Here is a 12990-nt window from a genome sequence, read left to right as displayed (position 1 = left end):
CCTTAATTATTGATTAATGAGGAATGATATAAAAATAAACAATGGCTATAATGGCAAGTACCACTATAGTTATGGCATAAATTTTATCATGTAAATAGCTAAACGCTGATAGTTGTCTTTGCTTTCTGGCATAAAGATAAAACAGTAGCCCAACACTATATAAGATCATTGATAGTAGTAAATATGATACGCCACCAGCATAGATCAACCAGAATCCATATAGCGAGCCAAATGCACCAATGAAAATGAGATATTTTCTAGGTTGATGTATTGCTAATTTAAACATAAACAGTGCTGAAAGTAGATAGGGGATAAGCACCATAGATGTTGATAATTGAATCAGCGTGTTATAACCAGATTCATAAAAATGAGCAAGTATAATTAACAAGCTAATTAAGCTGGTTGTTAACCATAAAGCATTAGCTGGTGTGCTGTTTTTATTAAGTTTACCAAAGCATCTAGGAACTGTATGTTGTTTACCTTGACCGGCTAAAAATAACATTTCTGCAGCTAACATTAACCATGATAATAATCCACCACTTACTGAAACTATCAAACCAATATTAATAAATGTGGCGCCCCAACTACCAACGACATGTTCAATGACTAGTGCCATTGACGGATTTTTCATTTGTGCGAGTTCATGTTGTGGCACAATGCCTAATGAAAGAACGGAAACACAAACTAATAAAAGACTAGTAATGGCAAAACCAAAAAAGGTGGCTCGACTTATACTGATTATATTTTTCGCTCGTGCAGCATAGACAGTAGCACTTTCAATCCCCAAATAAACCCATACAGTATAAAGCATAGTATATTTTACCTGATCAATGATTGAACCTAATTGTGGTGTTCCCCAAAAATCAGTGTTAAAAGTTGAAATTTTAAAGGCTAAAACAACACAAACGATAAATAAACCGATAGGTACAATTTTAGCTAGCGTTACTAGGCAATTAAGTAAAAATGCTTGGTAAATTCCGTTAATGACAAAAAAGTGCATAATCCATAAAAGGATAAGTCCGGCAATAACGGCAGGAATTGTCGTACCATTACCAAAAAATGCAAAACAATCAAAAGAGCCTAATGCACTAAATAAGATAACTAAATAGCTAGTACAAGACATCCAAGCTGATATCCAATAACCCCACGCGGCATTAAAACCGATATAATCCCCAAATCCTTCACGAACATAACCATATAAACCTTCATTAATTTTGTAAAACCGAATAGAAAGATATTGAAATATTCGTGTCAGCATAAACATGCCGAATAATGTTACGGCCCATGCGATAAGTATCGCACCGGCACCGGCACCTTCAGCCATATTTTGTGGTAGGCTAAAAATACCACTACCGACAATACTTCCCACCACCAGTAATGTGAGAGGAAGTATGCCAAGCTTTTTTCTTACTGGTGTATTCATATTGTTTTCTTATTTAGTTGGTTTAATTTTTGTGGTTTTTTAAATTAAAATCGCAATGACATACAGCTTACTCCACCATCGATTTTGCGATATTCTGAAGTATCAACTTCAATGACCTGATAACCGAGTGCTTCAATTTTTGCTTTAGTAATAGGATAACCAGCTGGCATTATCACTCGTTCATTGACCCATATACAGTTAGCGGCATAGCTTTCTTGTTCAGGGATCTCAATGATATTGAGATGTTGAAATTCTGGCTTAGTAATAAATTCACCTGCCGCTAATAAGTTATTGTGTTCCAAATAGGCAAGTCCCGTTTTTAAGTGTAATACTTTTTCTAAAGTGACGACTGAACCAGTTAAACCGTATTTTTCCAATATTGTAATCATTTGGTTTGCACCTTCTTGATTGGTTCGAGCGGAAAGACCAATGTAAAAGTGATTCTCAACCATCATGATGTCACCCGCTTCTACGGTGCCTGGTGCCTTAATATATTCAACTTTATTTGGATAAAAACGACTAACCGCCTCAGTAATTAGTTCTGTTTCAGCTCGACGAGATTCGGCTCCTGGTCTAGTAATGATTACGCAATGAGGTGTACAAAGGGCAACATCTTCAACAAAAACTGAATCAGGAAATTCTTCACTGGCTGGCAGAATGGTGATATCGACATCGCATTGTTGTAATGCTCGAATGTAGCTGTTATGTTGATCGAGCGCTTTTTGATAGTCAGGTTTGCCTAGATTAGCTGACGTTAAGCCATTAATTAATGATTTCGCCGGTGTTCTAGCAATGATATGACTAAATTTTTTCATCTTATAAATTCCTTGTAATAATTATGCAGTAATTTTGCATAATAATTCATTAAAAAAACAAAATCAAGCTTTTTGATTAGCTTATAGGTTTGTAATATGCATTTTTATGCTATTTTGTTGATCAGAAATATTGAGAGGAATTTATAAATGGTGAGTAACAACAATTAATTGTTTATATTTAAAATAAGCATCGCTAATATGAGATTAGAAGTAGGGCGAATTATCGCCCGATAATATAAAGATTATTCACCAGCAAAATCGACTAACGTATAGCAGTTGATTCCCATAGCGGTTAATTTGGTTTTACCCTGTAAATCAGGTAAATTGATGACAAAAGCGGCATCTTCAGCGATCCCTCCCGCTTTTTGAATTAATTTAGCGGTTGCTGCAACGGTCCCTCCTGTTGCTAGTAGATCGTCAATAATCAATACTCGCTCATTAGGTTTTATGGCATCACAATGCATTTCTAAAGTATCGGTACCATATTCGAGTTGATATTCTTCTCTATAAACGTGACGCGGTAACTTATTCGGTTTTCTAACAGGCACAAAACCAACACCTAAGGCTAAAGCAAGAGGGGCGGCAAAAATAAAACCACGCGCTTCGGTGCCAACAACTTTATCAATTTTTTTATCTTTATAATGCTCAATTAAAAGATCGATTGATGTTCTGAAGGCGATTGGGTCTTCTAATAAACTGGTAATATCCCGAAATAAAATCCCTTGTTTAGGATAATTAGGTATAGTAATAATACTATTTCTGATAAGTTCAAGTTTTGATTGAGTCATATTAAATGTTCTCTAACTATTCTCTTTAAGAGCAAATAATATTTTATTATATACCTATGCGGTTTTGACTGGCAATAAACAAACAGTTAACACACCGTAAAATCTAGAGATTGGTTAGTTTAAGTACGAATAGAAATATTTTTAAACGATAATTTTATCTCGGTTATGATTTTACTTTTTACAAACTTTTACAATTAAATACATTAATTAGACAGTTTATTTGGCAATCGGTGAATAATTGAATAAACTTTATACAGGAAGGGAAACACTATGAAATTTATCAAAATATTTGCCATGTTGGGGCTTTCTATTTGTAGCTTATTAAGCTATGCAGAACAAAACAGTGGGGTTAAACAAATTCAAGTTCGTTCAGAATTGTCTTCACCAGTTATAATGGAAGGCCATCCAGAAAAAAATTACTTAAAAGTCTCATTATCAGGCCAAAAAATTGATACCAATAAACGCGTTCCTATTAATTTAGCGATTGTTATTGATAAATCAGGTTCAATGGGTGGGGAGCGCATCGAAAAAGCGAGAGAAGCAGCTATTTTTGCGGTTAATTTATTGAACGAAGAAGATACGCTATCTATTGTTGCTTATGATAATGAAGCAAAAGTGATTGTGCCTGCAACCAAAGTAAAAAATAAACAAAAAATTATACAATTAATTAATAAAAATGTTTTTGCCGGTGGAGGAACAGCTTTATTTGCTGGCTTAAGTAAAGGTATTAAGCAAGTTGAAAATCAACTGACAAAAGATAAAGTTAATCGTATTATTTTGCTATCTGATGGTCAGGCTAATGTTGGTCCAAGCTCAGTAAATGAGCTATCTGAATTGGCTATTATTGCCGCGAAAAAGAATATTGCTATTACCACTATGGGGATAGGTTCTGATTATAATGAATTATTAATGTCATCGATCGCAAGTTATAGTGATGGAAATCATGTGTTTGTAAATAATTCTGCCGATCTCGAAAATGTGTTTGTTCACGAATTTACTGATGTAATGTCAACTATTGCTCAAGACGTTGTGATTACTATTCAATTGAAAGATGGTGTTAAACCTGTGCGTTTACTTGGTCGAGATGGCGTGATCAAAGAGAATCAAGTCACGGTTAAAATGAATCAATTGTTTTCCAACCAAGAAAAGTATGTATTGTTAGAAGTGATACCTGATGAAGGTAAAGTGGGTCAAAATAAAACTTTAGCTCAAGTTGATTTGAAGTATGATAATTTATTGGTAAATAAGATTGAACATCAAACGCAATCGGTTAACATTGCGTATACCAATAATCAAAAATTGGTCGAGGATTCAATAATCCAAGATGTCTTAGCAGAGTCAGAAATTCAAAAAGTGACAATTGCGAATGAAAAAGCATTAGAGCTCTATGATCAAGGTATGCAAGAGCAAGCAGAAATGATGCTTATAGAAAATAGCAGTAGACTTGCATCATTTTCAGACATAATCGTATCACCTTCGTCAAAAGCGAGATTAGATGGCCAAATTGAGAAAAATAATATTATGGCTGATGCCGTTAAAAATCAGAATAGAAATGTTTCTCGTAAAATAATAACTCAACAACAGTTTGAGTCAAAAAGTAATGTAATTAAAAAATAGTTATGAAGAAATTAACAACGATTTTATCTTTATTGATATTAATGACATTTATAAGTTATTTAGGTTGGCGAAGCGTTGAACATGAGGTTTTATTAAGAGAAAATAATGAAACCTTACTCGCTAAAAGTCATATGAATAATATCAAATTATCGATTGAATCGTTGTTGAATCAACGTCTATCTTATCTTAATAGTTTGGCATTACAAATTGATAATGACTATGGTAAAGCTGAGGATTTATTAGAAACGGAAACGGATTTTAAGAATATTTTTATCATCAACAAAAATAGGATTTTATTTTTAAGTGATTCTGATGATTCTCAATGGCACAATCTGGTTGAATCAATTGCATTAGATAATTCTGTTTTGATCAATCAACAAGATTATTCAGAACAATCTCAACCAAGCTCTGGTTGGTATCAAATATATAACCACTTAATTTATTGGACAATTCAATCGGATAATATTATTGGTTTTGAATTTTCCAATATAAAGTTTTCATTTGATGTTATCAGTTTATTAGATACTTATGATTCTGATGATAATTTTAAATTATCCGATGGCGATAAACAGATATATAGTAATGGTGAAAAATTCGATAATGAAATTTCTCTAAGGCTTAATTATCCCCTACAAAATTGGCATTTAACCTATTATTATTCTTCACCAAACTTAGTTAATTTATATTTATTAGGTTCAGGCGTTATAGGATTATTTTTTATCGTTTTGCTTGGGCTTATTGGTTACGGTTATCGAGAATATACCCGAACACTTCGTTTAGCAAAACAACAAGTAAGTTTTGTTGGGCAGGTTTCGCATGAGTTTAAAACGCCTTTAACCAATATCTCTCTTTATTCAGAAATGTTATCTGAATATTTAGAAGATGAGCCAGCGCCTGTTCCTGATTATCTGCATATAATTAGTGCAGAAAGTAAACGACTTACGCGATTGGTGCAAAATGTTTTAACTTTTAATAAGCCAAGTCGTTTAAATATAAAACAAGTAAATTTAACCATACTAATTAAACAGATATATCAAACTTTTAAACCTATTTTAGAGGCTAAATCATTACAACTGAACATCACTACTCTTGAAAATGATTGTATAGTTGATACTGATGAAGATAGTGTCATGCAAATTCTCAATAACTTTTTGAGCAATGCCGAAAAATATGCTTTTAATGGTAAACGAATTGATTTATCTTTGACCAGAAAAGGAAAACTGGTCACAATTACTGTTCGTGATTATGGAGATGGTATTGCCAGCCATCTATTAAAACAGATTTTTGAACCATTTTATCGAGTCAATTCATCGATAACTGAAGGCGTTTCGGGTACAGGAATCGGTTTGACGATTGCCAAGCAGTTAGCTAGTCAGATCCACGGAGAGATTAAAGTTTTGAATCATAATCCGGGAATGGCATTTTCACTGATATTAATGGAGTAGTAGAATGAAAATTTTAATTGCTGAAGACGATAAGCACATTCTTAATGGCATGTCAGATTTGTTAGAAAAAGAGGGCTACATTATTATTAAAGCTGTTAATGGTAAAGTTGCGCTGGAACTATTCAATCAATACCAACCCGATTTTATTATTTTAGATATTATGATGCCCGAGCTTGATGGCTATTCTGTTTGCCGTGCAATCCGTAAATTAAATGAAGATGTGCCAATTTTATTTTTATCCGCTAAAGATGAAGAAATCGATCGGGTTATTGGTTTAGAACTAGGTGCTGACGATTATATGAATAAACCTTTTGGTATTCATGAGCTTAGAGCAAGAATTAAGGCTATTGCTAAACGTTATTTAAAATCTAAACATCGAAATCTTTCTAAAGAAGATTATTTTCAATTTGGCGATTTAAATGTATATCCTACCGAATTATACGCTAAAAGAAATGATCAGATTATTGAATTAACTTTACGAGAAATTAAGATTTTAGAATGTTTATATCAATATAAAAATCAAGTTGTTACTCGAGATATGCTTTTTGATTATGTATGGGGATATGATTTTTTACCTAATAGTCGAACTCTTGATCAACATATTTCAAAATTGAGAAAACAAATAGAAATTAACCCAAGCATACCAACTTTAATAAAAACGGTACATGGAATTGGTTATAGACATTAAATTTGCTATACACTCTATTGAGCTGATTTTTCAGCATGTTAAGTCATCATCTCAAAAAGAGATGACGTTATATTGAGCAAATAATTCTGATTAGATGAGACTTGACATAAGGTATCACAGCAATTTTTTTCTATAGCTTTTACAGTATCATCTAATTGAGATTTGCATATTGATTTATAATTATAATTTTTGATAATTATCGATGGTTACGATTTTTATTTTCATGTTCAATTAACCATTTTTTTCTTTCTAATCCACCGCCATAACCAATTAGTTCTCCATTCGATCCTATTACTCGATGACAAGGGACAATAATCGCCACTCTATTATAACCATTGGCATTGGCGACAGCTCGAATTGCTTGTGGATTATTAATTCTTTGTGCTTGCTGTTTATAAGTGGTCAATTCTCCATAGGGAATGTGTTTTAAGCAATCCCAAACGGTTTGTTGAAATAGGGTGCCAGGTGTATGTAAGGCAACGGTAAAGTTTGTTCTTGTTCCTGAAAAATATTCGGCAATTTCAACCTTAGCTTGTTTGATATGTTCATTTTCGCCAAAAATAATCTTCATTTTAAGTAGGCTTTGTAGTTGTTCAAATTCTGTTTCTAACATTCTTCTATCTACAAACTCTAATAAACAAATTCCTTGATTTGTTGCACAAATAAACATAGGACCTAAAGGGGAGGTTAATCTATCGATTAAAATAACGTCTTGCTGTTGGTTTGCTGAAGGTGACTTTTTCATGATTTTTTTATAAGTATAACCAAAACCACTTAAGGAATTGTAACCAGTATCAAAGGCAGTATTAATAACATTTTTTCCTGATTTTAATTCTTGAAAAGCACTGTTAATTCGATACATTCGTTGATAAGCATGAAAAGTAATTCCGTAATGTTTTTTAAACCAACGGCGAAGAGTTTCAGGACTTAGTTTATTTTGTCTGAGCTGATAATCAGTGATCTTTTGTTTAGGATTATTATTAATTAATGCTAGGGCTTTAATTATTTCATCTGGTGCTTGATTAGCATTTTCGGTTGGTTTGCATATTTTGCAAGGTCGATAACCGGCATCAAGCGCTGATTTGAATGAATCGAAAAATTCAACATTGGCAAATTTTGGTTTTCTTGCTCGGCAAGTTGCAATACAAAATACCGAAGTGGTTTTGACTCCGACATAAAAGATCCCAATATAGCTATGATCTCTTTCAAGTAAAGCTCGGTAATAAGTCTCTTTTTGATTAGGGTTAGTTATTAGCATTTTATTCTATCTTGTCTAAGTTTCGGTAATTTATGAACTAAGCTTATTAAAAATGCTATTCGTTGCGCAACCGAAAAATTGACAACTATTTTTATTCACTTTCTTCGTAAATTTTTTAGCTGTTTAATAAAAATAAATTGCTAAAATGACCATTATCAATCTAATATTGATACATCACTTGTTATCACTCAAGATTTTTATTATTTAATAGTCATTCCTTCGTTCATTGTTGTTAATATTTTTTGTAAATACTTAATATTTAAATCTGTTTTTATGACCAATTTTAGTACTAATTGCTTCTATTGCCTTAGGCATTTATTATTTTGGAGAGTACTATGCTTAGTTATCTTGATTTCGTTATTATTGCTTTAAAGTTGTTGGTTGTATTTATCTGTATTCTGTTATTTTTAAAAATAACCGGCAAAACTTCATTATCACAAATGTCGAGCATTGATTTTATTGGAAATATGATTTTAGGTGGCATTGCTGGCGGGATTATCTATAACCCCAAATTAACCATATATGATTTTATTGTCGTTCTGTTGATGTGGACGGCAATTATGTATAGCTCTAATTATTTAAAAAAACGCAGTCAAAATGCTAAGGCATTTATTGTCGGTAATCCAATTATATTGATGGATCAGGGTAAATTAAAATTGGACGCTTTCACCTCAATTAATTTAGATCTAGCTAGTTTTGCTGTATTGCTTAGAATGAAAAATGTTTTTACTATTCATGATGTTGAAAAAGCAATTTTGGAACCGAATGGGCAATTATCTATTGTAAAAAAAGGTGACAAAGATATATCGGTTATTGTATTAGAAAATGAACAACCAGTAGATGATGTTTTAAAACAAATTGGTAAAGATGAAAAATGGTTAAAATCAAACTTAGCAAAACAAGGTTATAAGAGTTTCCAAGGGCTTTATTGTGTGGAATATTATGATCATCGACTTTTTGTAATACCTAATGATGCAGTAAAATGAGTTTATGTTTTTATAACTAACCACTGACCATATAAATTTAAATCACTTATATGGTCAATGATTATTGCTTTAAGAAAATTATTTAATTCGCGTATAGTGGTGATATGTTTAATGATTTAGCAATAAAGCTTTTTACGGAGTTGGATTTAAGTTCGCTCTGTATTGATAACGCATGTTGCTTTGACTCACAACGTGTAAATACACAGGCGCCGGTGCCAGTTAATCTGGTTGGCGCATATCGCGATAACTGCTGAATATGGTTATCAATTTCAGGGTAACGCTGACGCACTACAGTTTCACAATCATTACTAAAATCATCAATAGAAATTGACATCAGTTGTTCAATACTACGCTTAGGTGTATTTCGTGGTAAATTTGGATCATTAAACACCGTAACCGTTGAAATTTCTATATTAGGGTTGCTGACTAAATACCAATATTGAGGTATATCAACTTGTTGCAACTGATCACCAATACCTTCTGCAAAAGCAGCATGACCATAAATAAAAATAGGTACATCGGCACCGATTGTACTACCTATTTTCATCAAGGTAGTTTGCGACAGATGTAAACCCCATAATTGATTTAACGCAACCAGTACTGTCGCTGCATTTGACGAAGCGCCACCAAGTCCACCGCCCATGGGGATCATTTTATCTATGGCAATATCTGCACCAAGCTTATTAGTGTTTACATAAGATTTTAAACGCTTAGCGGCTATAATAATAAGATTTTTATCTGCTGGGATATTATCAAATTGCGTTAATAGATTAATTTGCCCATCATCACGAGTCGTAATGGTCAATTTGTCGCAAATATCAATAAATTGAAACAAAGTTTGTAAATCATGATAATTATCTGGACGTCGTCCAGTTATATATAAAAAAAGATTTAATTTAGCTGGTGATAACCATTGAGTCATAATCATTATCCGTTATCGTAATATCCAATTGCTAATTTTCAAACGAATTAATTCATCATCATGAGAAAGTTCAATAATAGCAGGTAAATCAATTTTTTTATTTTTATAGGTATAAGTAGCGTAGCTGCTAATCTTTAGTGACCATTTATTGTTATTTTGCATAAATGAGGTGGAGGATAATCTACCTGAGCTGTCAATTTTATCAGCTTGGCTATCATCAGAAAAACCTTTCAACCAATTATGTAACGAATTGAGTGGGATATTAATATTGGATATTTTCTTCATTAATAGTTCCACATTAACATCATGGTAGCGAACGTTGTTGTTATCAATTAATTCGGCGTAATTAGGTTCAGCTTTTAAGGTTAAAATATTTGTGCCAATTGGCGTAGTTAATTTAACGTCATAATAATTTTCAGATTGCTGTGTAATAATAAAACGGCCATAACTTTTAGTTTTCGTTCCTATATGAGCAATACTACCATTAACTTGAAATGAATTAATTTGTGCAAGAACTTGTTTATGGTTTTGCCATTGCTGTTCTACAGATACATTAGTTTGATATTTTGTTGTTTGGCATGCACTAAGTATAAACGGCAGAATGAATATGAACACATATTTAATTTTAGACATAAATTAACTCTTTAGTTGTGTATGGTCAAAAGTAAGGCGTATTATAGCTGATAATTAGTTGAATAAGAAAAGGTAACTGAAATTAACCTTTATTATTTTTTTTAGGTATAATGAGTTCTTAATAAAAACTTTACAAACTATTACAAAAGAATCAATGCAATGTCTATTACTGTATTAGGTGTCAATCATAAAACAGCACCCGTTTCTTTAAGAGAAAAACTGGCCTTTTCTAATGAGGTTATTGATAAAGCATTATATAGTTTATATCAGCATCCTTTAATTGCTGGCTGTGTCATCCTATCAACCTGTAATCGAACCGAAATTTACTTAAGTTATGATCATGAAAGTGATTTTCTGCGGGTAAGACAATCGGTTGAAAATTGGTTAGCACAATATCATGGTATTGATTTGGCTTTATTTAAATCATCATTTTACTGTTATGATGGTCGGCAAGCAGTTGAACATCTTATGTCGGTAGCTTGCGGCATTGATTCATTAATTATTGGTGAACCGCAAATTTTAGGTCAAGTTAAACAAGCATATAGTTTTTCACAGCAAAACAATTGTTTATCAGCGGAATTGGAAAAACTTTTTCAATCCATTTTTCATGTAGCTAAAATTGTTCGTACTGAAACGAATATTGGCGCCAATACTGCATCGGTTGCTTATGCTGCCTGCCTAGTGGCTCGTGATGTTTTTACTGATACCTCTGCATTAAGTGTGATGTTAGTCGGAGCTGGTGAAACAATTGAACTAATTTCACGTTATCTCAAACCTCATGGTTTTAAACATGTCATTGTTGCCAATCGAACTCGAGACAAAGCATTAAAATTAGCTTCATTTATTGAGGCTGAAATTATTTCATTACCTGATATAGCTAATCGGCTGAAAGATGTTGATATTGTTATTAGCTCAACTGCTAGCCCATTGCCTATCATTGGCAAGGGGATGGTAGAGCGCACTATGCATGATCGAAATAATAAAAAGATGTTATTTATTGATTTAGCTGTACCTCGAGATGTTGAGTCAGAAATAAGCCAATTGGGAGATGTGCATCTATTTACTGTCGATGATCTACAACAAACGGTACAAAATAATCTTGAGCAACGTGTAATCGCAGCCAATGAAGCCAAGTACATAATTCAAGAGCAAGCAGAGCAATATATTGATTGGTTAAAAACACGCCATGCGGTAGAGTATGTTAAACAGTACCGTAATAACGCTCAAACCATTAAACGTCAATTAGAATTAAAAGCATTAAATGCGATTAAACAAGGCGCCAATATTGATGATGTTATTTTTGAATTTTCGCACAAATTAACCAATAAATTAATCCATGCACCAACTCGAATACTGCTGGATGCTGCAACGCATGACTGTGATGATTGTTTTAAAGTCTTAAGCAAAGGATTAGGACTAGAAGATAATTAATTTTTGATTGAATCTACAAAGGATGATGTAGTTATTGGACCAAATTGAATTTTTTGACATACCAAGCCCTTGCCAAAGAGTATGTCAAATGGATAGGCAAGGGTATTGTATAAAATGCTATCGTTCTCGCGACGAAAGATTTAATTGGCTAAATTATTCTAATTATCAAAAACAAGAAGTTTTGCGATTATGTAGACAAAGGGCCATAAGACGTTATTATCAATTCTTGCAGCAGCAACGACAACAAAATAATCAAATTACTTTTTCACAAATCGATTTTAATTTTTGATATTTAAACATCTATTTTTCTATAACTTGTAATCCTGCTCAACTCGGAGTAGCATTTTTAAGTATATTATTATGGTTTTGTATTAATTACCTTCGCTAATTAATGGGGATAGAAAATATGAAAATGTGTATTGCATGTGGTATGCCCATGACGGCTATTGCTGATTATCCTCTGCATGATATGTCAAAAAACTACTGTAAACATTGTGCTCATAGCGATGGAACAATGAAATCATTTGACGAAAAATGGCACGAGGTAACACTTAAATATGCTAATAATCATAATATTGATTATGGTGTTGCCAAAGAGACCGCTTATACAATTTTAAAAAAATTACCAGCCTGGAAACGTAGATGGTAGTAGAATTTTTAGGCAACTAACAGCATTTAGAATAATATCTGTTGCAGATATTGCAAAGCTTAGTATAATTGCCAACGTTTACTTTTTACACTTCTAATGCCAGTGTGGCGAAATTGGTAGACGCAGCGGATTCAAAATCCGCCGCCCTTAAAAGCGTGTCGGTTCGAGTCCGACCACTGGCACCAATAAAATCAATTAGTTAATTCTCATTCTTTCGTAAGTCAAATATCAAAAAAATTTTGAATGGCGGTAAAATGGCGAGTTATTTTTCTTTTGAAAATTTTTAACCAACCTTAAATTCATCAATCATATTTAATTTCTCATATCAATATTCA

Annotated in this window: 13 protein-coding genes and 1 tRNA gene; 8 read left to right on the top strand and 6 right to left on the bottom strand. The window is 32.7% G+C overall.

What is annotated here, in order from left to right:
- Positions 1 to 13 precede the first annotated feature (13 nt).
- The 3 genes from H3T80_RS03260 to apt form a co-directional block, all read right to left on the bottom strand.
- A complete protein-coding gene (locus H3T80_RS03260; RefSeq protein WP_198199987.1) occupies positions 14 to 1423 on the bottom strand; it encodes a basic amino acid/polyamine antiporter in 1410 nt (469 codons plus the stop codon).
- Positions 1424 to 1467: 44 nt separating this feature from the next.
- A complete protein-coding gene (ddaH, locus tag H3T80_RS03255; protein WP_198199986.1) occupies positions 1468 to 2238 on the bottom strand; it encodes a dimethylargininase in 771 nt (256 codons plus the stop codon).
- 242 nt (positions 2239 to 2480) lie between these two features.
- Entirely contained in the window at positions 2481 to 3026 is a 546-nt protein-coding gene (apt, locus tag H3T80_RS03250; RefSeq protein WP_086320681.1) for an adenine phosphoribosyltransferase, read from the bottom strand.
- A gap of 270 nt (positions 3027 to 3296) precedes the next feature.
- Here apt and H3T80_RS03245 point away from each other — a divergent pair, with 270 nt between their 5' ends.
- Genes H3T80_RS03245 through H3T80_RS03235 form a run of 3 tightly spaced genes read left to right on the top strand, consistent with a single transcriptional unit; the run spans position 3297 to position 6776 of the window.
- Positions 3297 to 4643, top strand: coding sequence for a VWA domain-containing protein (locus H3T80_RS03245; protein WP_110447802.1), 1347 nt, complete (start codon positions 3297 to 3299; stop codon positions 4641 to 4643).
- Between the two features lie 2 nt (positions 4644 to 4645).
- On the top strand, positions 4646 to 6088 hold the full coding sequence (locus H3T80_RS03240) for a cell wall metabolism sensor histidine kinase WalK (protein ID WP_198199984.1): 1443 nt from the start codon (positions 4646 to 4648) through the stop codon (positions 6086 to 6088).
- A gap of 4 nt (positions 6089 to 6092) precedes the next feature.
- Positions 6093 to 6776, top strand: coding sequence for a response regulator transcription factor (locus H3T80_RS03235; protein WP_086320679.1), 684 nt, complete (start codon positions 6093 to 6095; stop codon positions 6774 to 6776).
- A gap of 196 nt (positions 6777 to 6972) precedes the next feature.
- Here H3T80_RS03235 and H3T80_RS03230 read toward each other — a convergent pair whose 3' ends face one another.
- Positions 6973 to 8034, bottom strand: a complete 1062-nt coding sequence (locus H3T80_RS03230; RefSeq protein WP_198199982.1) for a bifunctional transcriptional activator/DNA repair enzyme AdaA — start codon at positions 8032 to 8034, stop codon at positions 6973 to 6975.
- 335 nt (positions 8035 to 8369) lie between these two features.
- On the opposite strand from H3T80_RS03230, the gene H3T80_RS03225 reads away from it, so the two are divergent.
- Positions 8370 to 9020 carry a DUF421 domain-containing protein gene (locus H3T80_RS03225; protein ID WP_198199980.1) on the top strand — a complete coding sequence of 217 codons (651 nt, stop codon included), beginning with the start codon at positions 8370 to 8372 and terminating at the stop codon, positions 9018 to 9020.
- An 82-nt stretch (positions 9021 to 9102) separates the two neighbouring features.
- Here H3T80_RS03225 and ispE read toward each other — a convergent pair whose 3' ends face one another.
- Entirely contained in the window at positions 9103 to 9945 is an 843-nt protein-coding gene (gene ispE / locus H3T80_RS03220; protein WP_198201117.1) for a 4-(cytidine 5'-diphospho)-2-C-methyl-D-erythritol kinase, read from the bottom strand.
- A gap of 9 nt (positions 9946 to 9954) precedes the next feature.
- A complete protein-coding gene (gene lolB, locus H3T80_RS03215) occupies positions 9955 to 10575 on the bottom strand; it encodes a lipoprotein insertase outer membrane protein LolB (RefSeq protein WP_198199978.1) in 621 nt (206 codons plus the stop codon).
- Positions 10576 to 10734: 159 nt separating this feature from the next.
- Here lolB and hemA point away from each other — a divergent pair, with 159 nt between their 5' ends.
- The 4 genes from hemA (at position 10735) to H3T80_RS03195 (ending at position 12840) form a co-directional block, all read left to right on the top strand.
- Positions 10735 to 12006 (top strand): glutamyl-tRNA reductase, encoded by a 1272-nt coding sequence (hemA, locus tag H3T80_RS03210; protein ID WP_198199977.1) that lies wholly within the window; start codon positions 10735 to 10737, stop codon positions 12004 to 12006.
- A gap of 34 nt (positions 12007 to 12040) precedes the next feature.
- Complete coding sequence (locus H3T80_RS12345) at positions 12041 to 12295, top strand: DUF1289 domain-containing protein (RefSeq protein ID WP_110447809.1); 255 nt, start codon at positions 12041 to 12043, stop codon at positions 12293 to 12295.
- Between the two features lie 117 nt (positions 12296 to 12412).
- The gene (locus tag H3T80_RS03200) at positions 12413 to 12655 is read left to right on the top strand and encodes a zinc ribbon domain-containing protein (protein WP_110447810.1); all 243 of its coding nucleotides are present in this window, start codon (positions 12413 to 12415) and stop codon (positions 12653 to 12655) included.
- A 98-nt stretch (positions 12656 to 12753) separates the two neighbouring features.
- Positions 12754 to 12840 (top strand) — tRNA-Leu (locus H3T80_RS03195).
- The last annotated feature ends 150 nt before the right edge of the window (positions 12841 to 12990 follow it).

Source organism: Gilliamella sp. W8145, assembly GCF_016101145.1.
Classification (GTDB): domain Bacteria; phylum Pseudomonadota; class Gammaproteobacteria; order Enterobacterales; family Orbaceae; genus Gilliamella; species Gilliamella apis_A.
Note: the sequence above shows the minus strand (reverse complement) of the source record. Positions and strands in the feature narration are given on the sequence as shown.

Excerpts from the sequence above, each read along its gene's own strand:
- H3T80_RS03260 (WP_198199987.1), bottom strand. The coding sequence starts at position 1,423 with ATGAATACACCAGTAAGAAAAAAGCTTGGCATACTTCCTCTCACATTA.
- ddaH (WP_198199986.1), bottom strand. The coding sequence starts at position 2,238 with ATGAAAAAATTTAGTCATATCATTGCTAGAACACCGGCGAAATCATTA.
- apt (WP_086320681.1), bottom strand. The coding sequence starts at position 3,026 with ATGACTCAATCAAAACTTGAACTTATCAGAAATAGTATTATTACTATA.
- H3T80_RS03245 (WP_110447802.1), top strand. The coding sequence starts at position 3,297 with ATGAAATTTATCAAAATATTTGCCATGTTGGGGCTTTCTATTTGTAGC.
- H3T80_RS03240 (WP_198199984.1), top strand. The coding sequence starts at position 4,646 with ATGAAGAAATTAACAACGATTTTATCTTTATTGATATTAATGACATTT.
- H3T80_RS03235 (WP_086320679.1), top strand. The coding sequence starts at position 6,093 with ATGAAAATTTTAATTGCTGAAGACGATAAGCACATTCTTAATGGCATG.
- H3T80_RS03230 (WP_198199982.1), bottom strand. The coding sequence starts at position 8,034 with ATGCTAATAACTAACCCTAATCAAAAAGAGACTTATTACCGAGCTTTA.
- H3T80_RS03225 (WP_198199980.1), top strand. The coding sequence starts at position 8,370 with ATGCTTAGTTATCTTGATTTCGTTATTATTGCTTTAAAGTTGTTGGTT.
- lolB (WP_198199978.1), bottom strand. The coding sequence starts at position 10,575 with ATGTCTAAAATTAAATATGTGTTCATATTCATTCTGCCGTTTATACTT.
- hemA (WP_198199977.1), top strand. The coding sequence starts at position 10,735 with ATGTCTATTACTGTATTAGGTGTCAATCATAAAACAGCACCCGTTTCT.
- H3T80_RS03200 (WP_110447810.1), top strand. The coding sequence starts at position 12,413 with ATGAAAATGTGTATTGCATGTGGTATGCCCATGACGGCTATTGCTGAT.